The sequence below is a fragment of the Rhodococcus sp. ABRD24 genome (assembly GCF_004328705.1).
GTDB lineage: Bacteria > Actinomycetota > Actinomycetes > Mycobacteriales > Mycobacteriaceae > Prescottella.
On record NZ_CP035319.1, the window covers coordinates 321,435 to 345,912 of the forward strand.

Below are 24,478 nucleotides of genomic sequence, written 5' to 3' on the forward strand. Positions count from 1 at the left end.
AAACGATCTCTATTCCGCAGGCGAACCTGCGGTGACGTTCACGTGGCCGTCAGACGACGGTCAGCGGCAGTGCGGTCGGATGCACAGGCACGGGCAGTTCGGAGCTACCGGTCAGATACGCGTCGACACCGTGCGCCGCTGCTCTCCCCTCGGCGATCGCCCACACCACGAGAGAGGCGCCGCGGTGCGCGTCGCCGCACACGAACACTCCCGGCGCCGCCGTCTGCCAATCCGAAGCGCACGAGAGCGATCCGCGCCGGTTCGGTGCAAGCCCGAGGTCGTCGAGTAATGGTCCGTGCTCCACCCCCTCGAAGCCGATCGCGAAAAGCGCTAGGTCACAGGGAAGCTCGATCTCCTCCCCGACGGGCATGATCACCCGCCTGCCGTTCTCATCGCGACCCAGGCGCACCTCCGCCAGGATCATCGAGCGGACATGACCGTCGGCGTCGCCCAGAAAGCGTTGCACCGCAACCTCGTAACGGCGCACCCCGCCCTCGGCATGAGCCGGCGACGTCCGCAGAACCATAGGCCACGCTGGCCATGGTGCGGCCGACTCGGCCCGCTCCTCGGGCAGCGCGGGGTGGTAGTCGAGCTGGGTCACCGACAGCGCGCCCTGCCGGTGTGCAGTGCCGAGGCAGTCGGCGCCGGTGTCGCCGCCACCGATGATCACGACGTGCCTTCCGTGCGCGGAGATCGGTGTCGCACCGTCCCCTTCACACTCGTGATTGGATGCGACCAGGTGCTCCATCGCCAGATGGATACCGGCAAGGTCGCGGCCGGCGACATCCCGGGTGTCGCGCGCACGCAGTGCCCCGACCGCGAGCACCACCGCGTCGTAGCGCTCGCGCAAACGCGACACCGGAAGGTCCAGGCCCACTTCGACGTCGGTTACGAAATGTGTTCCCTCGACCCGCATCTGGGTCAGCCGTTGATCGATGACAGCCTTCTCCAGCTTGAATGCCGGAATGCCATACCGGAGTAGCCCGCCCAGCCGGTCGTCGCGCTCGTACACCGTGACGTCGTGACCGGCCCGGGTGAGCTGCTGCGCCGCGGCCAGGCCCGCCGGCCCCGACCCCACCACCGCAACCTGTCGGCCCGTACTCGTAGTCGGCAGGATCGGACCGACCGTGCTCTTCTCCCAGGCCGCGTCGGCTATCGCCTGCTCGATCCGCTTGATCGTCACACTGCCGGTGGTATGAGTGTCGGAGAGCGACAGCACGCACGCCGCCTCGCAAGGCGCCGGGCACACTCGCCCGGTGAACTCGGGGAAATTGTTGGTCGCATGCAGCCGTTCGGCTGCAGCGTCCCACCGACCGCGGCGCACCAGGTCGTTCCATTCCGGGATCAGGTTGCCGAGTGGACATCCCGCGCTCTCGGAATGACAGAACGGGATCCCGCAATCCATACAACGCCGAGCCTGTTCCGACACCTCTCTGGCGCGTTCGGCCGGCGACTGATCGGCGTACACCTCGCGCCAGTCGTGGACGCGTTCGTCCACGGGTCGCTTGCGTGCATCCCTCTTCACAACATGCAGAAACCCCTGCGGATCAGCCACGTGCCGCCTCCATGATCGCGGTGTCCACGTCCAGGCCCTCGGCCCGCGCCAGGCGTGCGGCCTCGAGCACACGCTGGTAGTCGACGGGCATCACCTTGGTGAACGCGGCCGACCGCCGCGGCCAATCGGCCAGCAACGACGCCGCGACGGCAGATCCGGTCCACCGCTGGTGCTGTTCGATCGTCACCCGCAGCCAGTCGAAATCGTCGCCGTTCGGCGTCTGCAGCGTCACCATCGCCGGATTGATCTTCGCCGGATCGGCGTCGAGCACGAACGCGATCCCGCCGGACATGCCCGCCGCCAGATTCCTGCCGATGGGGCCGAGTACGACGACCCGGCCTCCGGTCATGTACTCGCAGGCGTGGTCGCCGACACCCTCCGAGACCGCGACGGCGCCCGAGTTCCGAACACAGAACCGCTCCCCCACGCGGCCCCGCAGGTACACCTCGCCGGAGGTCGCGCCGTACAGCAGCGTGTTGCCGGCGATCACCTGTGTCTCCGGAAGAAAGAGCACGTCATCGGCGGGCCGAACCACCACCCTTCCGCCTGAAAGCCCTTTACCCACATAGTCATTGGCGTCTCCGACGAGATCGATCGTGATGCCGGGCGGCAGGAAAGCCCCCAAGGACTGACCAGCCGATCCCTCCAGCTGAACGCGGATCGTGTCGTCGGGCAGCCCCGCCGCGCCGTACCGCCGGGTCACCTCGGCCCCCAGCAAGGTGCCCACCGTGCGGTTGACGTTGCGCACCGGCAGTTCCAACCGAACCGGCAGCGCGTCCTCGAGTGCCCCCTCGGCCAATTGAATCAGCGTCCGATCCAGCGCGAAGTCGAGGCCATGGTCCTGTGCGCGCACCCGCCGGCGCTGCTGAGCCTGTGCGTTCTGTGCGGCTTCGGGTGTGGCAAACACCGGCGACAGGTCCAGACCCCGACTCTTCCAGTGCGCGACCCCGGTAGCCGTCTCGAGTGCTTCTGGATGACCGACCGCCTCGTCGACGCTGCGGAACCCCAAGTCGGCAAGGTGTACGCGCACGCCCTCCGCAACGAACTGGAAGAACTGCTCGACGAATTCCGGCCTGCCCGTGAATCTCTTGCGCAGCTCTGGGTTCTGCGTCGCCACCCCGACGGGGCACGTGTCGAGGTGACACACCCGCATCATGATGCAGCCCGCCACGATGAGCGGCGCGGTGGAGAACCCGTACTCCTCCGCACCGAGCAGCATCGCCACCATCACGTCCCGCGCGGTGCGCAGACCCCCGTCGCACTGCATCGTGATCCGGTCACGCAAACCGTTGAGCACCAGCGTCTGCTGAGCATCCGCAACGCCGACCTCCCACGGCAGGCCAGCATGTTCGAGAGAGGTCAGCGGCGACGCCCCGGTACCCCCATCGTGCCCGGAGATCAGCACCACGTCGGCGTGCGCCTTGCTCACTCCGGCGGCCACCGTGCCGACGCCCACCGAGCTCACCAGCTTGACGTGCACCCTCGCCTGCTCGTTCGCGTTCTTGAGGTCGTGGATCAGCTGGGCAAGATCCTCGATGGAGTAGATGTCGTGGTGCGGCGGAGGAGAAATCAGACCCACCCCTGGTGTCGAGTGCCGAGTCCGCGCGATCCACGGATACACCTTGTAGGCGGGAAGCTGACCGCCCTCACCAGGTTTGGCGCCCTGCGCCATCTTGATCTGGATGTCGGTCGCATTGACGAGATAGTCGCTGGTCACCCCGAACCGCCCGCTCGCGACCTGCTTGACGGCGCTGCGACGCAGCGGATCATACAACCGATCCACATCCTCGCCACCCTCTCCGGAATTGGATCGCCCCCCGATCCGGTTCATCGCGATAGCGATCGTCTCGTGTGCCTCCGCCGAGATCGACCCGTAGCTCATCGCGCCGGTGTTGAATCGCCGAACGATGGCCGACACCGGCTCGACCTCCTCAACCGGGACCCGCGGACGCAGGCCGTGGCGGAACCCGAAGAGGCCCCGCAGCGTTCCGCCCTCCGCTGACAACCGGTCGACCTCCGCGCTGTACTGCGCGAACACGTCGGCGCGACCGGTTCGGGTCGCGTGCTGCAACAGGAAGACGGTCTCGGGTGTGAACAGGTGCAGCTCACCATCTCGGCGATACTGGTAGATACCGCCGACGTCGAGGCGGCGATGCACCAGCGAGGACGGGTTGTCCGGGTAGGCCCGGCGATGCCGCATCTGCACCTCGCGGGCCAGCACATCCAGGCCCACCCCGCCGAGCCGGCTCACAGTACCGGTGAAGTACTCGTCGACCAACCTGCGATCGAGCCCGATCGCCTCGAATACCTGTGCCGCGGTATAGGATCCGACGGTCGAGATCCCCATCTTGGACATCACCTTCAGCACGCCCTTGCCCAGCGCGGTGAGGTAGTTTCGCACAGCGACGGACGAATCGACGCCGGTGAGCTCGCCCTCTGCGACGAGGTCCTCGATCGATTCCATCGCCAGATAGGGGTTGACCGCGGCCGCACCGTAGCCGATCAGCAAGGCGATGTGGTGCACCTCGCGCGCGTCTCCGGTCTCGACGACGAGTGCAACCTTGGTGCGTTCCTTGGTGCGAACGAGGTGATGGTGAACTGCGGCGACCGCGAGTAGCGCCGGGACAGGACCATGCAGGTGATCGGAGTCGCGATCCGAGATGACAAGTGTCCGATAGCCGTTCGCAATCGCCTCACCAGCCGCCGCCCGCAGGTCCTCGATCGCCTCGGCCATACCCTCTCCGCCACGATCTACGTCGTAGAGCGCCCGCAGCACCGTCGCCGCGAACCCCGGGCAATCACCGTCGGCATTGATGTCGATGATCCGACCGAGCTCGTCATTGTCGAGGACCGGCCACGACAGCACGATCTGCCGACACGACGCGGCGGTGGGCTCGAGCAGATTCTGTTCCGGGCCCATCACCCGCCGCAGCGACGTGACGATCTCCTCCCGGATCGCGTCCAGAGGTGGATTGGTGACCTGAGCGAACAGCTCGACAAAGTAGTCGTAGAGCAGACGTGGGCGTTGCGAGAGCACGGCAATCGGGGTGTCGGTGCCCATCGAGCCGAGGGGCTCGCCCCCGGAGGCCGCCATCGGTTGCAGCAGAACCCGCTGCTCCTCCTCCGTGTAGCCGAACGAAAGCTGCCGCCGCACCACCGACTCGTGATCGTGCGGGATCCGCCCACGCGGAGGCAGCGATCGCAGTTCGAGTAGTCCGGCGTGGAGCCACTCCCGGTACGGCTGCCGCGCCGCGAGCTGGGCCTTGATCTCCTCGTCGGGGACGATGCGTCCGGCGGCCGTGTCCAGCAGGAACATCTGGCCCGGTTCGAGGCGTCCCTTCTCGATCACCTCGGACTGAGCGATGGGGAGGACTCCGCTCTCGCTCGCGAGCACGACGCGCCCGTCGTTGGTGTGCCACCACCTGCCGGGACGCAGACCGTTGCGGTCCAGTACCGCCCCCACCACGGTTCCGTCGGTGAACGTCACGCATGCGGGGCCGTCCCACGGCTCCATCACCGACGCATGGAACTGGTAGAACGCGCGCCGATCATCGCTCATGGCGGCGTGGTTCTCCCACGCCTCCGGAATCATCATCAACACCGCATGGGGCAGCGACCGTCCGCCCAGGTGTAGCAGTTCGAGGACCTCGTCGAAGGACGCCGAATCCGATGCGTCCGGGGTGCAGATCGGATAGAGCCGCGCCAGGTCGCCGGGGATGAGCGTGCTCGCGAGCATCGCCTCCCGCGACCGCATCCGGTTGCGGTTGCCGCGCACCGTGTTGATCTCCCCGTTGTGCGCAATGTAACGGAACGGATGGGCCAACGGCCAGGACGGAAACGTGTTGGTGGAGAACCGGCTGTGCACCACCGCGATCGCACTCGTGATCCGCCGGTCACGTAGATCCGGGAAGTACAGCGCGAGCTGCGCAGTGGTCAGCATCCCCTTGTAGGTCAGCGTTCGGCTCGACAACGACGGGAAGTACACGCCGGTACCTGCCTGGTCGATCTCCGGGGTGATTCGCTCGGCGCGTTTACGCAGGCCGAATACACGGCGGTCCAGGTCCAGACCACCGGGCCGGATGCCCTCGACGGGCGGAACCGATACGAACAGGTACGTCATGTGCGGCATGCACGAACGCGCGGTGGCCCCGATGTCAGCGCCGAGTGGATCGACCCGCACCTCGTGCCACCCGAGTATCTCGAGACCCTCCTCCTCGGCGAGGGCATGCACCCGGGCGCGTGCCGCCGCACGGTGGCCGGGGTCCTGGGGCAGGAAGCAGATGCCGGCCGCAAACGTCTCCGAACCGTCCGGCAGCGGAGCGGGCAACTCGAAGGCGGCAAGCTCGCGCAGCAGATCACCCGGCAGCTGGATCAGGATTCCGGCGCCGTCACCGCTGTTGACCTCCGTGCCCGCAGCGCCGCGATGCTCGAGATTGTCGAGTGCCAGGAGCGCGTCGGCCACGATCGCGTGTGAGCGCCGGCCGTGGACGTCGGCAACCATCGCGACGCCGCACGCATCCGCCTCGCGATCGGCCACGTAGAGCCCATGCGGATCGGGTAGCTGAGAGAACAGCACCGGAACACCTCCACACCGGCCACAGTCACCGTCGCCCGCGGCCCACTCGCGCGTCACGCACTTCTCCGGCGGCTCCCTCGCGGGGTCGCCGACTACGGGTGCTGACTGCGTTGATCGGGGTCTACCGGTACTGCTGTCGACCCGTGAAGGTTGCCGAGTTGCCTCCCCGGCCGGGCCAGTTTACCGCGCGCGGGCCGCCCGAAGCGATGGCGAAAGGACAACGAGGGTGGAGGTCGCGAACCCGGAAAGATCAGCTCCGGAGTGGGCGGCCCTGGGCGTCCCGAACACTCCCGGTGAGCATCATGATCCCGTCCACGAAGGCCCAGATCCAGATCAACGGGAAAATGATGACCCCCACGCCGATGAAGATCGTGATGATGCCCAGCCAGAACACGAGCAACTGGGTGAGCCCGATGCCGACGCTACCGACGTACAGGCGCCCGATGCCCGGCAGCGACACGAATCCGAGCAGGATCTGCAGCAGGCCGGCGGTCGACTTCGACTTGTCCGACATCGGCTCGCCGGTGATCGGATCACGGCCGAAGGGCGCACTCGGATCGGGATACATCCCGTACGCACCCGCACCGTAGCCGGGCGGATAGCTCGGGGCCGCCGGGTACCCAGGCACGGGTCCCATCGTGGGCGGCGGGTACGTCGGTCCGCTGCCCCAACCCGGACCGTTGCCCACACCGGAGAATGTGTCCCAGCCGGGGCCCGTACTGCTCGGCCCCGACGGCGGCACCGCCGATTGGCCTGACGTGGATTCCGAGAGCGAGGCGTCGGCGGTCGCGTCGTAGTCGAAGGGCGATCCGAACTCGGGCGGCGCCGGGGTGACTGGCGTCGCGTTCTCAGTCGTGGCGTCGCCACGGTCCTCGTCGTCGTTGCCGGATTTACTGAGGTCGATCATGAGGAGCCGTCCTTGGTGTCAGCATCCGTTCCCGGACGTAGGTCTGCCGGATCCTCTCGGCCCTTGGTGGCGAGGACGAAGTACGCGACGGCTCCGGCGAACACGATCGCCGACGTGAACGTATTGACCCGCAGGCCCAGGATCTCGGTGGCGTGATCCGAACGCATCAATTCGATCCAGAAACGGCCCGCGCAGTATCCCGCGACGTACAGGGCGAAGAGTCGGCCGTGCCCGATCTTGAACTTGCGGTCCACCACGACCAGCAGCACGACGATCAGCAGGTTCCAGACCAGCTCGTACAGGAACGTGGGCTGGACCACCTGCGTGACCACGCCGTTGGATACCCCGTTCAGGGCGTCGATCCGGCCGGTCGCGTCGGTGCGCTCGTAGATCTCCAGGCCCCACGGCACCGTGGTCTCACGGCCGTAGAGCTCCTGGTTGAACCAGTTCCCGAGTCGGCCGATGGCCTGTGCGAGCACGATGCCCGGGGCGATGGCATCGCCCAGCGCCGGCAGCGGGATACCCCGTCGCCGGCAGCCGATCCACGCTCCGACACCGCCGAGCGCCACCGCGCCCCAGATACCGAGACCGCCCTGCCAGATCTTCAGCGCATCGACCGGGCTACCGCCCTCACCGAAGTACGTCGGCCAGTCGGTGATCACGTGGTAGAGCCGACCACCGATCAGACCGAACGGCACCGCCCAGATCGCGATGTCGAGGACGGTGCCCTTCTCGCCACCACGCGCCACCCAACGGCGGTCGCCCCACACGATCGCGACGACGATGCCGACGATGATGCACAGCGCGTAGGCCCGCAGAGCCAGAGGCCCCACGTGCCACACCCCCTGAGGTGGGCTCGGAATGTAGGCGAGCAGTTCGGTCGAATTCACCATCGAAGTCACTGGGCCACGGTAGCCGAGCGCACGCCCTCCGCGAGTTCAGTCGTGAGGGCGCGAACGGCTCCCAGCCCATTCTCGACGGCGGAGACGATGGCCGAACCGACAATCACGGCGTCCGCGTACGCAGCGATCTCGGCGGCCTGCGCACCGGAGCGCACGCCGAGTCCGACGCCGACGGGAATGTCGGAGTGTGCCCGGATGCGGGCGGTCAGCTCGGGCGCCATCGAGGACACCGCGTCACGCGCACCGGTGACACCCATCGTCGAGGCCGCGTAGATGAACCCGCTGCTCGCCTCGAGTGTCTTCGCGAGGCGCTCCTCGGTCGACGACGGCGCGACCAGGAAAATCCGGTCGAGGTGGTGTTCCTCGGAGGCCACCATCCACTCGTCAGCCTCCTCGGGGATGAGGTTCGGCGTGATCATGCCGAGTCCACCGGCGGAGGCGAGGTCGCGGGAGAAGGCATCGACGCCGTACTTGAGCACCGGGTTCCAGTACGTCATCACGACGGCCTTGCCACCGACCGATGCGATCTGCTCGACGACGGTGAACACGTCACGCAGACGGACCCCATTGCGCAGCGCGGTCTCGGCGGCCGTCTGAATCGTCGGGCCGTCCATCACCGGATCCGAGTAGGCGACGCCCACCTCGATGATGTCGCAGCCCGCGTCCACCATCGTCTTGTAGACGTCGATCGACGTTGCCACATCCGGGTATCCGGCCGGCAGGTAGCCGACGAGAGCGGCGCGCTTCTCCGCACGGCACTTCGCGAATACCGGCGACAGGCGTGAATCTCGTTCGCTCACTTGGCCGTACCTTCCTTGTCCGAATCGGCAGCAGTGTCGGTATCGACATCGTCGAACAAGCCGAACCACTCCGCGGCGGTGTCCATGTCCTTGTCGCCGCGGCCCGAGAGACTGACGACGATGATCGACCCGTCACCGAGTTCGCGGCCCAGCTCGAGGGCACCGGCCACCGCGTGCGCGGACTCGATCGCCGGGATGATGCCCTCGGCCCGGGAGAGCAGCAGTAGCGCGTCCATGGCCTGGGCGTCGGTGATCGGTTCGTACGACGCCCGGCCGGTGTCCTTGAGGAACGCGTGCTCGGGACCGACCCCCGGGTAGTCGAGACCGGCGGAGATGGAGTGTGACTCGATGGTCTGCCCGTCCTCGTCCTGCAGCAGGTACGAGTAGGCGCCCTGAAAGGCCCCGGGGGTGCCTCCAGCGAATGTCGCTGCGTGCCGACCGGTCTCGACTCCGTCGCCGGCGGCCTCATAGCCCACGAGCTTGACCGAGGGATCGTCGATGAACGCGTGGAAGATGCCGATCGCGTTGGAGCCACCGCCGACGCAGGCTACGACCGCATCGGGGAGCCTTCCCGTCAGCGCCTGTACCTGTGCTCGCGCCTCGAGGCCGACGATGCGCTGGAAGTCGCGCACCATCATCGGGAACGGGTGCGGCCCGGCCGCGGTACCGAAGCAGTAGTACGTGCGATCGGCGTTGGTCACCCAGTCCCGTAGCGCCTCGTTGATCGCGTCCTTGAGAGTGCTAGAACCGGTGTCGACGGAGACGACACGCGCGCCGAGCAGGCGCATACGGGCGACGTTGAGCGCCTGACGCCGGGTGTCGACTGCGCCCATGTAGACGACGCACTCGAGGCCCAGCAACGCACAGGCGGTCGCGGTCGCGACGCCGTGCTGGCCCGCTCCGGTCTCGGCAATGACGCGCGTCTTGCCCATCCGCTTGGCGAGCAGAACCTGCCCGAGCACATTGTTGATCTTGTGAGAACCGGTGTGGTTCAGATCTTCCCGCTTGAGGAGGATCCGGGCCCCACCTGCGTGCTCACGCAGCCGGGTGGCTTCGAAAACCGGCGAGGGGCGGCCCGTGTAGTCGCGCTGCAGGCGGTCCAACTCGTCCAGGAACGAATCGTCCGAACGCGCCTTCTCGTATTCCGCGGTGACTTCCTCGATGACCGCCATCAGAGCCTCGGGGACATGCCGTCCGCCGAAGAGACCCCAGTGTCCGCCGGGATCGGGGTCGTGGCCGGAACGCTCGGTCAAGCCGGCGCTGGCGCGGGGCAGATTCCCGCCCTTGGAGACGAGGGCCTCATTGCGTGAAGTCACGTCTTCAGTCTGCCCCAACGCCGACGAGAACGAGCGGTCGGGTCCTCCGCGGGCCGTCGACTCAGCGGGAGGGCTTGGGGCAGGACGGGTGAGCGCCCGCGGTAACCAGATCGGACACGGCGGTCCGCGGGTCACCGCTGGTAACCAGCCCCTCGCCGACGAGGACCGCATCCGCCCCGGCCCCGGCGTATGCGAGCAGGTCGGCTGTGCCACGGACACCCGACTCGGCGATCTTCACGATGTCGGTGGGCAGACCCGGCGCGATGCGCCCGAACGTGTCCTTGTCGACCTCGAGTGTCTTGAGATTGCGGGCGTTGACGCCGATGACGCTGGCACCGGCCTCGAGCGCCCGGTCCGCCTCTTCCTCGGTGTGCACCTCGACCAGCGCAGTCATACCGAGCGACTCGGTCCGCTCGAGCAGCGAGGTGAGGACATGCTGTTCGAGTGCCGCGACAATCAGCAGGATGACGTCGGCACCGTGGGCCCGCGCCTCGTGGATCTGATAGGGGCCGACGACGAAGTCCTTGCGCAGCACCGGGATGCTCACGGCCCGGCGGACCGCATCCAAGTCGGCGAGCGAGCCATGGAAACGGCGCTCCTCGGTCAACACGCTGATGATCCGCGCGCCACCGGCCTCGTAAGCCGACGCCAGCACTGCGGGATCCGGGATCTCGGCAAGCGCACCCTTCGACGGGCTGGCACGCTTGACCTCCGCGATCACGCCGATTCCGGATGCCCGCAACGCGGCGGCGGCGTCCAGCGCGGGCGGCGCGGCAGCGGCGGCGGCCTTCACCGCAGCCAGGTCGAGAACGGATTCGCGGGCGGCGACATCGGCGCGCACCCCGTCGAGAATCGAGTCGAGAACGGTCATCGTGGCTCGAGTCCTTTCCGGCATGTCAACCGATGTGAGGAACCTCATCGGATCGTGATTCAGCCTAGAGGTCGGGGTTATTCGGTCTCCGGGCGGGTACCCGGCCGCCCGGTGTTCTTCGTCACATTCACCGGCGGAACGCTGGTACCGCCTCCGTGCGCATCGCCGTCGATCGTCGGGTCCTCACCCGCATCGAGTGCGTCCCAAAGCATGCGCTGGGTCTGCGGTTCCTGCACACCGTCAGCGGGGTTGCGTTTCGACGCCGCCTCACGGCGCGCCGCAGGACTATCGTACTTCGACGAAAGTCCTCCTGCCGCAGCCGGTTTCCGGATGAGCATGAATGCTGCACCCAGCGCGACGACCGACCCGCACAGCACCAGTAGCGCCGGAAGAACGGACACCTCGGTGCCCGTGACCTGTTCCGCGACGCGCTCGAATCCGGCAATGTCCGCAGCATCCTCCGATGCCCCCTCGGACAGCAGGCCGATGGCGGGGACCGCAGCGGCGACCGCAACCACCGCGACGAGCAGTCCCAGGATCCGGACCAGCCACCCGCGGACCGCGAAGGCAGCCGCGATCGCAGCCACCAACGCCAGCGCAAGCGGGGTCGTGGCGGCCGCCCACGTTCCGCCGTCGAGGCGCGTGATGCGGTCGTCACTCAGCCCGTCGGACGAAGTCACCGTCACCCATGTCATCCGCGAGGCGCCCCACAGGCAGGCCGCGGCGACGGCCAGCAGCAGTGCCGCCATGCCCGTCGCGCGTCGTCCGGTCTTGTCGGCACTCATCAACGCTCCCCTCCGAAGGGCCGCAGCGTCTGCGCGGCCGCGATGGCGCTGAGAACGGCCATCGCCTTGTTCCTCGCCTCGGTGTCCTCATAGACCGGATCGGAGTCGGCGACCACTCCGGCTCCCGCCTGCACGTAGGCGGTGCCGTCCTTGATCAGCGCGGTACGGATCGCGATCGCGGTGTCCGCGTCGCCTGCGAAATCGAGGTATCCGACGATGCCACCGTAGATTCCGCGGCGCGTCGGCTCGAGCTCATCGATCAGCTCCATCGCCCGCACCTTGGGCGCACCCGAGAGCGTTCCCGCCGGGAAGCATGCGGTCACCGCGTCGAGCGCGTGCTTGCCCTCCGCGAGGCGTCCCGTCACCGTCGACACCAGATGCATCACATGGCTGTAGCGCTCGATATGCCGGTAGTCGTGCACCTTCACGGTGCCGGGTTCGCACACCCGGCCCAGATCGTTGCGGCCCAGGTCGACGAGCATCAAATGCTCGGAGTTTTCCTTCTCGTCCGCGAGCAGGTCCTTCTCGAGGAGGATGTCGTCCTCCTCGGTCACCCCGCGCCAGCGGGTGCCCGCGATGGGGTGCGTCGTCGCGACACCCTCGCTGACGGTCACCAGTGCCTCGGGGCTCGAGCCGACGATGGAGAAGGACGTACCCCCGTCAGAGTCGGGCACCTGCAACAGGTACATGTACGGGCTGGGGTTCGACGCCCGCAGCATCCGATAGACGTCGATCGGCTCTGCCGCGCAATCCATTTCGAAGCGCTGCGAGAGCACCACCTGGAAGGCCTCGCCCGCCTCGATCTCGCCGATCAGGCGGCGTACGTCGATGCCGAAGCTCTCGGTGGTGCGCTGACGCCGGTACTCGGGCTGCGGACTCGCGAACGTCGAGACGGTGGACGGCGCCGGGGCGGCCAGCGCGTCGGTCATCCGCTCCAGACGCGCAACGGCATCGTCGTAGGCGGCATCGACCCGCTCGTCGGAACCATCCCAGTTGACCGCGTTGGCGATCAGCGTGATCGCGCCCTCGTGATGATCGACCGCGGCAAGGTCCGTCGCGAGGAGCATCACCATCTCCGGGATCTCGAGATCGTCAACCGCGTGCGTGGGCAGCCGCTCGAGCCGCCGCACCGCGTCGTACCCGAGGAAGCCGACCATGCCACCGGTCAGCGGCGGAAGATCCGGCAGGCGCTCCGAGCGCAACAGCTCGAGCGTCGCGCCGAGCACCACCAACGGGTCGCCACCCGACGGCGCGCCGACGGGCACGTTCCCGAACCAGGCGGCCTCGCCGTCGATCACCGTCAACGCGGCCGGACTACCGGCGCCGATGAACGACCATCGCGACCACGATCGGCCGTTCTCCGCGGACTCGAGCAGGAACGTCCCGGGCCGACTGCCCGCGAGCTTGGTGTACGCGGACAGCGGAGTCTCGGCATCAGCCAGCACTTTCCGGGTGACGGGCACCACACGATGCTCGGCCGCCAGGGCGCGGAACTGCTCGCGCGTAGTGGTCGAATCGGGCCGGGCACCCTCGCCCGGAAGTGCGGAGGGAGCTGCTGGGATGGTGGTGGACTCGCCGCGCATGCTCCCATCATCCCAGGACGGCCGATCGCGGCCTCGGCCGCGGGTCGACTCGGCAACACATGAGGCCCGGCGATCGGGCGTCAGGCCACCTGGATGGAACGCTTGGCCAGCCCCATCCAGAACCCGTCGATCACCTGCTGCGGCTCCTGCTCCGGATCGTTCGATGCCCCGAGAGTGACGAACAGCGGCGCAAAATGCTCGATCGTCGGGTGCGCGAAGGGCATGCCCGGAGCCTTCGACCGGAAGTCGACGAGCGCGTCGACGTCACCGGCAGCCAGCCGCTCCCCCGCCCAGGCGTCGAATTCGGCGGACCATCCCGGCGCGGTGGCATCTGGCGATGGGTCGCGCAGAAACGGCAGCCCGTGCGTGGTGAATCCCGAGCCGATGATCAGGACACCCTGCTCGCGGAGCGGGCGCAGCCGGCATCCGAGCTCGAGTAACCGCGCTGGATCGAGCGTCGGCATCGAGATCTGCAGCACCGGGATGTCAGCGTCGGGATACATGACGGTCAGCGGTACGTACGCGCCATGGTCGAGACCACGGTCGAGCTGGTGGTACACCGGTTCGCTGTCGGGCATGAGGGCCGCGACCTGCCGGGCCAGTTCCGGGGCGCCGGGCGAGCGGTAGGTGACCTCGTAGAAACGACGCGGGAAGCCGCCGAAGTCGTACACGAGGGGTGTTCCGGTCGCGGTGGCACCGATCGTGAGCGGCGCCGCCTCCCAATGGGCCGAGACGACGAGGATCGCCTTCGGGCGCGGCAGGTCCGCGGACCACTGCGCGAGCTCGGACACCCAGCGCTCACTGTCCACCAGCGGTGGCGCACCGTGACTGAGGAAGATTGCCGGCATGTCTGTCACAGATACTCCTTTGTTGAAGCTTCAACTTAACAGATGAGTTTACGCCGCCAGCCGTGTGGCAGTTCCCCGCCCCGGCGTCGGCGGCACGGGTTTGACACGCTGGTACCTGCACACCGACATTCAGCGATCGGAGAAGGACCCGATGGGCGCGCAGGACAGCACCGAGACCAAGTGGCTCACGGGCACCCAGCAGGAGGCCTGGCGAACACTCGTGTCCCTGGTGACCCGTCTGCCTGCGGCGCTGGACACGCAGTTGCAGCGAGACTCCGAACTGACCCATTTCGAGTACTTCGTGCTCGCCCTGCTCTCCGAAGCGCCCGATCGGCGGTTGCGGCTGTCCGATCTGGCGCAGCAGGCCAACGCGTCGCTCTCGCGTCTCTCGCACGTCGTCACGCGACTCGAGAAGCGGGGCTGGGCGATCCGGGAGACGGTCGCGGGCACACGCGGAGCGCTCGCGGTCCTGACCGACGACGGGTACGACAAAGTGGTCGAGGCCGCCCCCGGACACGTCGACACCGTTCAGGCGCTGGTGTTCGAGGGGCTCGACTCCGCTCAGGTGGCCCAGCTGTCGTCACTCGGCAAGGCGCTCGTCGAACAACTCGACAAGGGCATCGCGGCAGGCACAGGCAAGGCCTAGAGCGGATCACAGGACGGTGGCTGCCATGTCGATGGCGAGGACGACGCCTGCGCGCCTCCCGTGGGGCGGCCGGCTCACGTTGACGCCCGGGGCAGTTCTCTACCGTGGTGCCGGCGGCGACGCGGATCGACACGCGCATCACGCAGTGCAGGTAATTGTCTCCCTGGACGAGCCGTTCATCCTCGAGCTCGAGGATGTCGACGTCCGCACCTCGGCCGCGATCGTTCCGAGCGGGCTGCCGCACCGATTGCGCTGCAACTCTCGCGATCTGCTCCTGATCCTCGTCGAGCCGTTCGGGCCGCGTGGCCGTGGCCTCGGCCTTGTCGGTGAACGAAGCCGCGGCAAGGAGTTCGAGGACGCGCTGACACACATCGTCACTGAGCACTCCGACGACCCAGACGCCGTGACCACCATCGACCGCTTGGTTCGGGCAGTCTCCCCGTCAGTTCCGCAGCGGCCCATCCACCTGTCCGAGCCGGTCCGCTCGGCGCTTCGCTACCTGGAGCGAAACTCGGGTTCACGGCCCACACTCGGACGTGCTGCGGCCGAGGCCAGCCTCTCCCCTTCACGATTGACCCACCTGTTCACCCGCGAAGTGGGCATACCGTTCCGACGATACGGGCTCTGGGTCCGACTGCGGACCGTCGCGGAGCGAGTGGCGGCGGGCGACAATCTGACGCAGGCGGCGGTCGTGGCCGGGTTCAGCGACTCCTCGCACTTGAGCCGAATGTTCAAGGGCAACTTCGGTCTGAGCCCTTCCGCCCTTCTGGGAATGACGTTCGACCGCGAGGAGTGGCCCGAGAGCACCACCTGATCCGGCCGGGCAACCATCCGCCGAAAGGTCAGCCGGAGCGTTCAAGCCCTCCGGTGCCCGCGCGACCTACGTTCGGTTTCATGGACGTTCATCTACAGCCCACCCGCATCCTCGACTACGACCGCCCTTCGATCCAGGTGCTGATCGCGGAGCGCCGATGGCGCGATCTGCCCTACGGAACCCGCATCGGCGCGGTCTACGATTTCGTCCGGGACGAAATCGATTTCGGATACAACGCATCCGACGCGCTGCCCGCCTCGTTGGTGCTGGCGGACGGATACGGTCAGTGCAATACCAAGACGACGCTGCTGATGGCGCTACTCAGGGCAGTCGAGGTGCCCTGCCGGTTCCACGGGGCCACGATCGACAAGCGTCTGCAAAAGGGCATCGTCGACGGAATCCTCTACCGTCTGGCCCCTCGGAACATCCTCCACAGTTGGGCAGAGGTGCGGTTCGGAGACCGGTGGGTCGAACTGGAGGGCGTCATCCTGGACGCCGACTATCTGACCGGGCTACGCAACACGGTCGCGCCGGGCGGCGCATTCCTCGGGTACGGCGCAGGTACCGACGACATCGGCGATCCGCCAGTGGCCTGGACCGGCACCGACACCGCGATTCAGAAAACCGGAGTCAGCCGTGACCTCGGCACGTACGACGATCCCGACGCGTTCTACCGACAGCACGGGACCAACCTCACCGGACTTCGGAACCTGTTGTACCAGCGGATGATCCGGCACCTGATGAACCGCACGGTCGCCTCGATTCGCGGATGCGCGATCACCCCAGCGGTTCGCCGCCCACGCCCCAGTGCTCGCGCGGAACCTCGGTGATGGTGACCCATACCGAGCTCGCGTCCTTACCGGTCGCCTCGGCATAGGCCTTGGTGACGGCGGCGATGGTCTCGCGCTTCTGCGCGGCGGTCAGTCCGGAAATCTGGCTGATCTGAATCAAGGGCATGCCGTCATTCTCACCGATCGGCCGGGACCCGCCGACCCCACCCCCGGTTGACGCTGAACGGGTGTTCCAGGAGTCAGCCCTCTGCGGCGAGGAGGACGTCCGTGTCGAAACACGTGTGGGTGCCGGTGTGGCACGCGGCGCCCTCCTGATCGACGATCAGCAGGACGGTATCGCCGTCACAGTCGAGCCGCACCTCGTGCACATACTGCGTGTGGCCGGAGGTCTCGCCCTTCACCCAGTACTGCTGACGCGAGCGCGAGTAGTAGGTGCCCTTGCGGGTCTCGAGGGTGCGAGCGAGGGCCTCGTCGTCCATCCACGCAACCATGAGGATGTCGCCGGTGGACTTCTCCTGGGCTACGGCACTGAACAGTCCGGCCTCGTTTCGCTTGATGCGGGCGGCGATCGACGGATCGAGACTCATCGGACGGTGATCCCTTCTGCGCGCATGGACGCCTTGACGTCCCCGATCGTCATGTCCCCGAAGTGGAACACGCTGGCCGCGAGCACCGCATCGGCACCGGCCTCGACGGCTGGAGCGAAGTGTTCGACGGCGCCTGCACCGCCGCTGGCGATCACCGGGACGTGCACCGCGGCGCGAACGGCGCGGATCATCTTCAGGTCGAACCCGGCCTTGGTGCCGTCGGCGTCCATCGAATTCAGCAGGATCTCGCCGACACCCAGTTCGGCACCACGGATGGCCCATTCGACGGCGTCGATGCCTGTGCCGCGCTTGCCACCGTGCGTGGTGACCTCCCAGCCCGACGGGGTGGGCTCCTGCCCCTCCGGGACGGTCCGCGCATCGACCGACAACACGATGCACTGCGACCCGAATCGCTCGGACATCTCCCGCAGTACCTCGGGGCGGGCGATTGCGGCGGTGTTGACGCTGACCTTGTCCGCGCCGGCGCGCAGCAGTCGGTCGACGTCCTCGACGGTCCGCACACCGCCACCGACGGTGAGCGGAATGAAGACCTGCTCGGCGGTCCGGGTGACGACGTCGAGCATCGTGCCCCGGTCGCCGCTGGACGCGGTGACGTCCAGGAAGGTCAACTCGTCGGCGCCCTGCGCGTCGTAGGTCGCGGCGAGTTCGACGGGATCGCCCGCGTCACGAAGGTTCTCGAAGTTCACGCCCTTCACGACGCGGCCCGCGTCGACGTCCAGACACGGGATCACTCGAACAGCCAAAGTCATTGTGGAGGCCCTCCTTCAGGCCGCTTCTCCGGATCGCCCAGAGAATGGAGAATATCGAGCAGCTCGCCGTGTATGCCTGGCGCGGCGGCCAGTACCGAACGGGATCCGATTTGCCAGTCGTCGCCGCGCAGATCGGTGACAACACCCCCTGCCGCCCGCACGAGTGCGACACCGGCCGCGTTGTCCCACACGTGGTGACCGAACACGACTGCACCACCGAGAATTCCGGCGGCGGTGTACGCGAGGTCGGCGCCTGTGGATCCGTGCATCCGGATCCGGGACGAGACCCGGCTCAGCTGACCGAGCAGTTCGAAGCGGTACGAGCCCGGGATGCGTCCCCGACTGTCGATGTTGAACGCCCCGAACCCGATCATCGCCGACGAGAGCGAGCTCGGCTCGAGTGGCGGCAACGCGATTCCGTTGCGGTACACCGGCCCGTCCGTGGCAGCCGCGAACCGCTCACCCGTCAGCGGCAGCCACGTCAACCCCAGCACGGGAACGCCTTCGCGCAGCAGCGCCAACAGCATGCCCGCCGTCGACAGGCCCGCCGAATAGTTGAACGTGCCGTCGATCGGATCGAGGATCCAGACGTCACCGTCGGCGAGTTCGGGCCCACCGAATTCCTCACCGTGCACCTCGATGCCTGTGCGGCGCTCGAGTTCCCCGGAGATCGTCCCTTCCAGTTCCAGATCGACCGCCGTGGCGAAATCGTTGGGCCCCTTACGAACCGCGCTCGGGGCGCCCAGCCCCGCAACGAACCGGTCCCGGGCACCGTCGAGGACGTCGCTCGCGATCGCCAGCAGCTCGAGCGGGTCCCGGAGCGGGCTCATCGCGACGGCCGATTCCTAGCGCGAGACCGCGGCGAGGGCCTCGGGAAGCGTGAATCGTCCTGCATAGAGAGCCTTTCCGACGATCGATCCCTCGACGCCCTCACCGACGAGACCGGCAATGGCCTCGAGGTCGGCGATCGTGGAGACGCCGCCCGATGCGACGACGGGTGCGTCGGTGGCCGCGCAGACCTGACTCAGGAGTTCGAGGTTCGGACCGGTGAGGGTGCCATCCTTGCTGACGTCGGTGACGACGTAGCGCGAGCAGCCGTCACGGTTCAGGCGCTCGAGGACCTCCCACAGGTCACCGCCGTCGGAGACCCAGCCACGGCCTCGCAGGCGATAGTCGCCGTCGATCAGTTTGACGTCGAGGCCGACAGCGATGCGCTCGCCGTGCTTGGCAATGGCGCGGGCGCACCAGTCCGGGTTCTCGACGGCGGCGGTGCCGAGGTTGACACGCGCGCAGCCGGTCGCGAGGGCGGCCTCGAGGGAGTCGTCGTCACGGATTCCACCGGACAACTCCACCTTGACGTCGAGCTCGCCGACGACGCTGGCAAGCAGCTCACGGTTGGAGCCGCGGCCGAAGGCAGCATCGAGATCAACCAGATGGACCCACTCGGCTCCGTCGTTCTGCCACGCCAGGGCGGCGTCGCGGGGCGCACCATAACTGGTCTCACTCCCCGCCTCTCCCTGAACGAGGCGAACAGCTTCACCGTTGGCGACATCTACAGCAGGCAAAAGGACCAGGCTCACTGCGCCGATCCTAGTAGGTGCCCTCCCGAGCCTTCGCCCGGGGCGCGGGTCACAGACTGCGGACCCAGTTCTCCAACAGCTGCGCACCGGCGTCACCGGACTTCTCCGGATGGAACTGGGTGGCGGAGAGCGCACCGTTTTCGACGGCAGCGAGGAAACGCGAGCCGTGTTCGGCCCACGTCAGCCGCGGTGGCGCGATGATCTCCGACGGTGGCAACTCCCACCTGCGCACGCCGTACGAGTGGACGAAGTAGAAGCGGGTATCCGGAGCCATTCCGGCAAACAGCGTGCTGTCCTCGGGTGCCTCGACCGTGTTCCAGCCCATGTGCGGCAGCACGTCGGCCTCGAGTCTCTCGACGGTGCCGGGCCACTCACCGCAGCCCTCGGCCTCGACACCGAACTCGACGCCACGTTCGAACAGGATCTGCATACCGACGCAGATGCCGAGTACCGGGCGCCCGCCCGCGAGCCGCTGGCCGATGATCCGATCGCCGCGGACACCGAGCAGGCCCTCCATGCACGCCGCGAAAGCTCCGACACCGGGCACCACGAGGCCGTCGGCAGCGAGCGCGATCTTGGGGTCCGATGTCACCTCGATCTCGGCGCCGGTACGCGCGAGGGCGCGCTGGGCCGAATGCAGATTTCCGGAGCCGTAATCGAGAAGAGCAACCTTGCGTGCGGTCATGCCTGGACTCTATCGGGGCGCAGCCGGGCGACCGCCGCCACGGGGACGACCGCGACAACCGCAACCGCCGCGACGACGAACACCGGCGGATATCCCACAGACGTCGCCACCGCACCGAGCGCGAGCGCCCCGACACCGGTGCCGCCGTCGTATGCGACGTTCCAGGCGGCACTGGCGGCCCCGACCCGGTCCCGGCCCGCGGACGCGAGCAGGACCAGCAGGGACTCGTTCTGTACCGCGCCGAATCCCAGCCCGAAGGTCATCGCACCGACCACGAGGCCGATATCGCCGACGTGCCCGGCGACCGCGAACGCGAGCACCGCCGTGCCCACCGCCGCGATCAGCAGCGCCGGCACGGTGGTGCGGCCCGCACCGAGCCGATCCGCGATCACGCCAGCGCCATAACGGCCGAGCAGCATCGCGCCCGCCGACGCCGAGAGCGCGAAACCAGCCACGGCAGCGCGGTTTTCGGTCGCGATCGGAAGCAGGGAGGACACCCCACCGTAGGTGGCCGCCACCACCAGCATCGACAGGCACGGAACCAACAGCACCTGCACGGGCAGCCCCTTACGCCCGGCCGGCAGACCAGGTTTCGGCACGACCGGCAGCCGGAAGATCGACACCAGGGACAGCAGCGGGATGATTGCGCCTAGCAGGTACACCGCAGTGAAGTGTCCCGCCTGATAGAGGCCGAGCCCCAAGGGCAGCACCAGCATCTGGGCCGACGAGACCGCCACACCGTTGGCGCCGGTCACCCGGCCAAGCAGATTGCGCGGCGCCAACTCGGCGAGCAGCCCGATCCCGGCCACTGTCACCAGACCGAAGCCGATACCCCGGACCGCCGAAATCGCAAGCGCCGGTGCGGTCGCCGTACTCAACAGGAAGCCCAGCGACGGCAGCCCCAGCAGCAGGCAGCCTGCAGCGAGCACGGCTCGGTACCCACGGCTGCGCAGCAACGACGGCACACGCAACTGCGTCACGACCGTCGTCGCCATGAACACCGCCGTCGATGCTCCGGCAGCCGTGCTCGAACCACCCCCATCGGCGATCGCGAGGGGGACCACAGGCAACAGCAGCGTCCAACCACCGAAGGTGGTGGCGCCCATGAGAAGAGCTACCAGGATCCCGCGAGTTCGCAGGAGTTCGCGCATCAGATCAGCCGGAGAATCCCCGCCGCAGCGGCCAGCACGGCAAGGGCCGACAGCACGCCCGACGCCAGCTTGTTCACCTTCCACAACGCATACACGCCACCGATGGCGAAACCGGCGCCGAGGAACAGGATGTAGGTGAGGACGGTATCCATGCCTACAGTGCACCCTTGGTCGACGGAATGCCCGTCACCCGCGGGTCCGGTTCGACGGCCTCGCGCAGCGCGCGGGCGACGGCCTTGAACTCGGCCTCGGTGATGTGGTGCTGGTCGCGGCCGTACAGCACCCGCACGTGCAACGCGATGCGCGCATTGAGGGCGATCGACTCGAACACGTGCCGGTTGATCACGGTCGAGTACGGCACGCCCGGGTAGCCGCCGATCACACTGTGCAGCATGTGTTCCGGCTCACCGGTGTGTACACAGTACGGGCGACCGGATACGTCCACCGACGCGTGGGCGAGAGTCTCGTCCATCGGGATGAAAGCATCGCCGAAGCGTCGGATACCGCGCTTGTCGCCGAGCGCCTGACCGAGCGCCTGCCCCAGCACGATCGAGGTGTCCTCGACGGTGTGGTGGGCATCGATCTCGACATCGCCCTTCGCCTGCACGTTGAGGTCGAAGCTGGCATGCGAGCCCAGGGCGGTGAGCATGTGGTCGAAGAACGGGACACCCGTCGACACAGAGACGTTCCCGGTCCCGTCGAGGTTCAGCTCGACGACGATGCTCGACTCCTTGGTGGTCCGCTCCACCCGCGCGATCCGATCACTCATCACAGTCCTTCGTCATCACAAGCCCTTCAATTCGGTGGAGGCCAGCTTCCTGCTGATGCGCAGCAGTTCGTCATTCTCGGCAGCCAGACCCACAGTGGCTCGCAGGTGACCGGCAATACCGACGTCGCGGATGAGCACACCCTCGTCGAGGTAATGCTGCCACGTCCGGGCGGCATCCTCGAAGAGCCCGAACAGGATGAAGTTGGCATCGCTCGGGACCACGGTATAGCCCATCGCCGACAGCTCCGTACTCACCCGGTCACGCTCGGACGCCAGCTCCGCGACACTGCCCAACGTCTCATCGGCGTGCCGCAGCGCCGCCCGCGCGGCCGCCTGCGTGACGACCGACAGGTGATACGGCAACCGCACCAACAGCATTGCGTCGATGAATGCCGGAGCCGCAACGAGGTAGCCGAGCCGGCCACCGGCGAACGCGAACGCCTTGCTCATCGTACGACTCACCACCAGCTTGGTCGGGAACTCGTCGATCAGGCTCACCGCACTCGGGATCGAGGAGAACTCGGCGTACGCCTCGTCCACGATCACGATCCCCGGCGCCGCCGTGAGGATCTGCTTCAGATCTTCGAGGCCGATGCTGTGCCCGGTCGGGTTGTTGGGGCTGGTGACGAAGACGATGTCGGGCCGGCGCTCCACGATCACCTGCACCGCGGTGTCCACGTCGAGCGAGAAGTCCTCGCGCCGCGGCGCGGGGACCCACTCGGTCTGCGTGCCGGTGACCAGCAGCGGGTGCATCGAGTAGGACGGGACGAAACCGATCGCCGTACGTCCCGGCCCGCCGAAGGCCTGCAACAGCTGCTGCAGCACCTCGTTGGAGCCGTTGGCCGCCCACACGTTGGAGACGTCGAGTGCGACACCGGTCTGCCGGCTCATGTACTCAGCCAGGTCGGTGCGCAATGCGACCGCGTCCCGGTCCGGGTAGCGGTGCAGGTTCGCGGCCGCGGCGCGCACCGCCTCGGCGACGTCGTCGACGAGCGACTTCGACGGTGGGTGCGGGTTCTCGTTGGTGTTGAGCTGCACGGGAACCGTCAACTGCGGCGCTCCGTACGGGGACTGACCGCGCAGGTTCTCCCGGACGGGCAGATCGTCGATACCGACGGCCGATCCAGGGACGACCCCGGCGCTCACTTGAGAGCCTCGAAGCGCAGCCGCACAGCCTCGCCGTGGGCCGGGAGGTCCTCGGCGTTGGCGAGCGTGATGACGTGACCGGCAACATCTTTCAGCGCCGCCTCGGAGTAGTCGACCACGTGGATGCCGCGCAGGAACGTCTGCACGCTCAGACCCGACGAGTGCCGCGCGCAGCCCGCGGTGGGCAGCACGTGGTTGGAGCCGGCGCAGTAGTCGCCGAGGCTCACCGGAGCCCACGGGCCGACGAAGATCGCTCCGGCGGATCGCACCTGCGCCGCGACGGCGGACGCGTCCTCGGTCTGGATCTCGAGGTGCTCGGCGGCGTAGGCGTTGACGACCTTGAGCCCGGCCTCGATATCGTCGACCAGGACGGTGCCGGACTGGCTCCCGCGCAGCGCCGTCTCGACCCGCTCGCGGTGCTTGGTGAGCTCGAGCTGTGCCGCCAGCGCGGCGTCGACAGCATCTGCCAGTTCGGTGCTGGTGGTCACCAGCACGGAAGCGGCCATGACGTCGTGTTCGGCCTGGCTGATCATGTCGGCGGCCACGTGCACCGGATCGGCGCTGTGGTCGGCGAGGATGGCGATCTCCGTGGGACCGGCCTCGGCGTCGATGCCGACCAGGCCGCGGCACAGTCGCTTGGCGGCGGTGACGAAGATGTTGCCGGGACCCGTGATGAGGTCGACGGGCGTCAACTCTGCACCGTCGGTATCGGTACCACCGTAGGTGAGCAGCGCCACGGCCTGCGCACCGCCGACCGCCCACACCTCGCCGACACCGAGCAGTGCTGCGGCGGCCAGGATTGTCGGGTGCGGCAGGCCACCGAAGGCGGACTGCGGCGGGGAGGCGACGACGAGCGACTCGACGCCCGCGGCCTGCGCCGGGACGACGTTCATCACGACGCTGGACGGGTACACCGCGTTGCCGCCCGGTACGTACAGGCCGACGCGCTCGACCGGGACCCAGCGCTCGGTGACGATACCGCCGGGAACGACCTCGGTGACGGTGTCGGTGCGGCGCTGATCGGCGTGCACTTTGCGGGTCCGCTCGATCGCGACCTCGAGCGCGGCACGGACATCGGCGTCCAGCTCGGCGAGCGCGCGATCCAACTCGGCCTGCGGCACGCGGACGGCGCCGGGCCGGACACCGTCGAACTTCTCGCTGTAATCGAGGGCCGCCTCCGCACCACGGTCACGGATGTCCTCGACGACGGGACGGACCTGATGCAGCACCGCGTCCACGTCCACTCCGCCGCGAGGCAGGGCGCCTCGAAGCTCAGCGGTGGATGGGGTACGACCGCGAAGGTCGGTGCGGGCAAGCATGAGAGGTCCTCTCTGGAGAACTGGGGTTTACACCGATTATCCGGGATGGGTGCAAGTTACTTACGTTCCGGCCCCAC

At 67.8% G+C, this 24,478-nt stretch carries 23 protein-coding genes and 1 pseudogene; 3 read left to right on the forward strand and 21 right to left on the reverse strand.

The genetic code is table 11. From position 1 onward, the window contains the following. Window positions 1-49: 49 nt before the first annotated feature. The 10 genes and pseudogenes from ERC79_RS01380 to ERC79_RS01425 all read right to left on the reverse strand — a co-directional run bounded on the left by ERC79_RS01380 (window position 50) and on the right by ERC79_RS01425 (window position 14,143). Window positions 50-1,555: a glutamate synthase subunit beta gene (locus ERC79_RS01380; RefSeq protein ID WP_131575071.1), complete on the reverse strand. Its 1,506-nt coding sequence runs from the start codon at window positions 1,553-1,555 to the stop codon at window positions 50-52. Further along, entirely contained in the window at window positions 1,548-6,131 is a 4,584-nt protein-coding gene (gene gltB, locus ERC79_RS01385) for a glutamate synthase large subunit (RefSeq protein ID WP_131575073.1), read from the reverse strand. The genes ERC79_RS01380 and gltB overlap by 8 nt, the downstream gene beginning before the upstream one ends. A gap of 250 nt (window positions 6,132-6,381) precedes the next feature. Continuing rightward, window positions 6,382-7,038, reverse strand: a complete 657-nt coding sequence (locus tag ERC79_RS01390; protein ID WP_242676707.1) for an NINE protein — start codon at window positions 7,036-7,038, stop codon at window positions 6,382-6,384. A 32-nt stretch (window positions 7,039-7,070) separates the two neighbouring features. Continuing rightward, window positions 7,071-7,931 (reverse strand): annotated as a pseudogene (gene lgt, locus ERC79_RS01395) (prolipoprotein diacylglyceryl transferase); the annotation flags it as partial. Between the two features lie 5 nt (window positions 7,932-7,936). Beyond that, window positions 7,937-8,740, reverse strand: a complete 804-nt coding sequence (gene trpA, locus ERC79_RS01400) for a tryptophan synthase subunit alpha (RefSeq protein ID WP_131575077.1) — start codon at window positions 8,738-8,740, stop codon at window positions 7,937-7,939. After that, complete coding sequence (gene trpB, locus ERC79_RS01405; RefSeq protein ID WP_131575079.1) at window positions 8,737-10,056, reverse strand: tryptophan synthase subunit beta; 1,320 nt, start codon at window positions 10,054-10,056, stop codon at window positions 8,737-8,739. Before trpB ends, trpA begins: the two co-directional genes overlap by 4 nt. Window positions 10,057-10,117: 61 nt before the next feature. Further along, window positions 10,118-10,927 (reverse strand): indole-3-glycerol phosphate synthase TrpC, encoded by an 810-nt coding sequence (gene trpC, locus ERC79_RS01410; protein ID WP_131575081.1) that lies wholly within the window; start codon window positions 10,925-10,927, stop codon window positions 10,118-10,120. A 77-nt stretch (window positions 10,928-11,004) separates the two neighbouring features. Further along, on the reverse strand, window positions 11,005-11,712 hold the full coding sequence (locus ERC79_RS01415; protein WP_131575083.1) for a TIGR02234 family membrane protein: 708 nt from the start codon (window positions 11,710-11,712) through the stop codon (window positions 11,005-11,007). Next, on the reverse strand, window positions 11,712-13,295 hold the full coding sequence (locus tag ERC79_RS01420) for an anthranilate synthase component I (RefSeq protein ID WP_131575085.1): 1,584 nt from the start codon (window positions 13,293-13,295) through the stop codon (window positions 11,712-11,714). The genes ERC79_RS01415 and ERC79_RS01420 overlap by 1 nt, the downstream gene beginning before the upstream one ends. 80 nt (window positions 13,296-13,375) lie before the next feature. Beyond that, window positions 13,376-14,143: a class III extradiol ring-cleavage dioxygenase gene (locus ERC79_RS01425; protein WP_131580638.1), complete on the reverse strand. Its 768-nt coding sequence runs from the start codon at window positions 14,141-14,143 to the stop codon at window positions 13,376-13,378. Between the two features lie 151 nt (window positions 14,144-14,294). Between ERC79_RS01425 and ERC79_RS01430 the strand changes: the two genes are divergently transcribed. The 3 genes from ERC79_RS01430 to ERC79_RS01440 all read left to right on the forward strand — a co-directional run bounded on the left by ERC79_RS01430 (window position 14,295) and on the right by ERC79_RS01440 (window position 16,433). Next, window positions 14,295-14,789: a MarR family transcriptional regulator gene (locus ERC79_RS01430; protein WP_131580639.1), complete on the forward strand. Its 495-nt coding sequence runs from the start codon at window positions 14,295-14,297 to the stop codon at window positions 14,787-14,789. A 25-nt stretch (window positions 14,790-14,814) separates the two neighbouring features. After that, entirely contained in the window at window positions 14,815-15,603 is a 789-nt protein-coding gene (locus ERC79_RS01435; RefSeq protein WP_131575087.1) for an AraC family transcriptional regulator, read from the forward strand. Window positions 15,604-15,683: 80 nt separating this feature from the next. Beyond that, the gene (locus ERC79_RS01440) at window positions 15,684-16,433 is read left to right on the forward strand and encodes a transglutaminase family protein (protein WP_131575089.1); all 750 of its coding nucleotides are present in this window, start codon (window positions 15,684-15,686) and stop codon (window positions 16,431-16,433) included. Here ERC79_RS01440 and ERC79_RS01445 read toward each other — a convergent pair. From ERC79_RS01445 to hisD, 11 genes are all read right to left on the reverse strand, one after another. Further along, entirely contained in the window at window positions 16,381-16,560 is a 180-nt protein-coding gene (locus ERC79_RS01445; protein ID WP_131575091.1) for a 2-hydroxymuconate tautomerase family protein, read from the reverse strand. The genes ERC79_RS01440 and ERC79_RS01445 overlap by 53 nt on opposite strands. Before the next feature lie 73 nt (window positions 16,561-16,633). Further along, window positions 16,634-16,981 carry a phosphoribosyl-AMP cyclohydrolase gene (gene hisI / locus ERC79_RS01450; RefSeq protein WP_131575093.1) on the reverse strand — a complete coding sequence of 116 codons (348 nt, stop codon included), beginning with the start codon at window positions 16,979-16,981 and terminating at the stop codon, window positions 16,634-16,636. After that, window positions 16,978-17,751 (reverse strand): imidazole glycerol phosphate synthase subunit HisF, encoded by a 774-nt coding sequence (gene hisF / locus ERC79_RS01455; protein ID WP_127916561.1) that lies wholly within the window; start codon window positions 17,749-17,751, stop codon window positions 16,978-16,980. Before hisF ends, hisI begins: the two co-directional genes overlap by 4 nt. Then, a complete protein-coding gene (locus ERC79_RS01460) occupies window positions 17,748-18,581 on the reverse strand; it encodes an inositol monophosphatase family protein (RefSeq protein ID WP_131575095.1) in 834 nt (277 codons plus the stop codon). The genes hisF and ERC79_RS01460 overlap by 4 nt, the downstream gene beginning before the upstream one ends. Window positions 18,582-18,596: 15 nt before the next feature. After that, window positions 18,597-19,331 (reverse strand): bifunctional 1-(5-phosphoribosyl)-5-((5-phosphoribosylamino)methylideneamino)imidazole-4-carboxamide isomerase/phosphoribosylanthranilate isomerase PriA, encoded by a 735-nt coding sequence (gene priA, locus ERC79_RS01465; protein ID WP_131575097.1) that lies wholly within the window; start codon window positions 19,329-19,331, stop codon window positions 18,597-18,599. Between the two features lie 49 nt (window positions 19,332-19,380). Beyond that, a complete protein-coding gene (hisH, locus tag ERC79_RS01470) occupies window positions 19,381-20,016 on the reverse strand; it encodes an imidazole glycerol phosphate synthase subunit HisH (RefSeq protein WP_131575098.1) in 636 nt (211 codons plus the stop codon). Then, window positions 20,013-21,167 (reverse strand): MFS transporter, encoded by a 1,155-nt coding sequence (locus ERC79_RS01475; RefSeq protein ID WP_131575100.1) that lies wholly within the window; start codon window positions 21,165-21,167, stop codon window positions 20,013-20,015. The genes hisH and ERC79_RS01475 overlap by 4 nt, the downstream gene beginning before the upstream one ends. Further along, entirely contained in the window at window positions 21,167-21,319 is a 153-nt protein-coding gene (locus tag ERC79_RS22880; RefSeq protein ID WP_165497023.1) for a hypothetical protein, read from the reverse strand. The genes ERC79_RS01475 and ERC79_RS22880 overlap by 1 nt, the downstream gene beginning before the upstream one ends. Window positions 21,320-21,321: 2 nt before the next feature. Then, window positions 21,322-21,936: an imidazoleglycerol-phosphate dehydratase HisB gene (gene hisB / locus ERC79_RS01480; protein ID WP_131575102.1), complete on the reverse strand. Its 615-nt coding sequence runs from the start codon at window positions 21,934-21,936 to the stop codon at window positions 21,322-21,324. A gap of 15 nt (window positions 21,937-21,951) precedes the next feature. Further along, the gene (locus ERC79_RS01485) at window positions 21,952-23,082 is read right to left on the reverse strand and encodes a histidinol-phosphate transaminase (RefSeq protein ID WP_131575104.1); all 1,131 of its coding nucleotides are present in this window, start codon (window positions 23,080-23,082) and stop codon (window positions 21,952-21,954) included. Beyond that, window positions 23,079-24,401 (reverse strand): histidinol dehydrogenase, encoded by a 1,323-nt coding sequence (hisD, locus tag ERC79_RS01490; RefSeq protein ID WP_131575106.1) that lies wholly within the window; start codon window positions 24,399-24,401, stop codon window positions 23,079-23,081. Before hisD ends, ERC79_RS01485 begins: the two co-directional genes overlap by 4 nt. Window positions 24,402-24,478 lie beyond the last annotated feature (77 nt).

Coding starts and splice junctions, on each gene's coding strand:
- ERC79_RS01390 (WP_242676707.1), bottom strand. CDS start 7,038: ATGATCGACCTCAGTAAATCCGGCAACGACGACGAGGACCGTGGCGAC.
- trpC (WP_131575081.1), bottom strand. CDS start 10,927: ATGACCGTTCTCGACTCGATTCTCGACGGGGTGCGCGCCGATGTCGCC.
- ERC79_RS01415 (WP_131575083.1), bottom strand. CDS start 11,712: ATGAGTGCCGACAAGACCGGACGACGCGCGACGGGCATGGCGGCACTG.
- ERC79_RS01420 (WP_131575085.1), bottom strand. CDS start 13,295: ATGCGCGGCGAGTCCACCACCATCCCAGCAGCTCCCTCCGCACTTCCG.
- ERC79_RS01425 (WP_131580638.1), bottom strand. CDS start 14,143: ATGCCGGCAATCTTCCTCAGTCACGGTGCGCCACCGCTGGTGGACAGT.
- ERC79_RS01430 (WP_131580639.1), top strand. CDS start 14,295: ATGGGCGCGCAGGACAGCACCGAGACCAAGTGGCTCACGGGCACCCAG.
- ERC79_RS01435 (WP_131575087.1), top strand. CDS start 14,815: ATGTCGATGGCGAGGACGACGCCTGCGCGCCTCCCGTGGGGCGGCCGG.
- ERC79_RS01440 (WP_131575089.1), top strand. CDS start 15,684: ATGGACGTTCATCTACAGCCCACCCGCATCCTCGACTACGACCGCCCT.
- ERC79_RS01445 (WP_131575091.1), bottom strand. CDS start 16,560: ATGCCCTTGATTCAGATCAGCCAGATTTCCGGACTGACCGCCGCGCAG.
- hisI (WP_131575093.1), bottom strand. CDS start 16,981: ATGAGTCTCGATCCGTCGATCGCCGCCCGCATCAAGCGAAACGAGGCC.
- hisF (WP_127916561.1), bottom strand. CDS start 17,751: ATGACTTTGGCTGTTCGAGTGATCCCGTGTCTGGACGTCGACGCGGGC.
- ERC79_RS01460 (WP_131575095.1), bottom strand. CDS start 18,581: ATGAGCCCGCTCCGGGACCCGCTCGAGCTGCTGGCGATCGCGAGCGAC.
- hisH (WP_131575098.1), bottom strand. CDS start 20,016: ATGACCGCACGCAAGGTTGCTCTTCTCGATTACGGCTCCGGAAATCTG.
- ERC79_RS01475 (WP_131575100.1), bottom strand. CDS start 21,167: ATGCGCGAACTCCTGCGAACTCGCGGGATCCTGGTAGCTCTTCTCATG.
- ERC79_RS22880 (WP_165497023.1), bottom strand. CDS start 21,319: ATGGATACCGTCCTCACCTACATCCTGTTCCTCGGCGCCGGTTTCGCC.
- hisB (WP_131575102.1), bottom strand. CDS start 21,936: ATGAGTGATCGGATCGCGCGGGTGGAGCGGACCACCAAGGAGTCGAGC.
- hisD (WP_131575106.1), bottom strand. CDS start 24,401: ATGCTTGCCCGCACCGACCTTCGCGGTCGTACCCCATCCACCGCTGAG.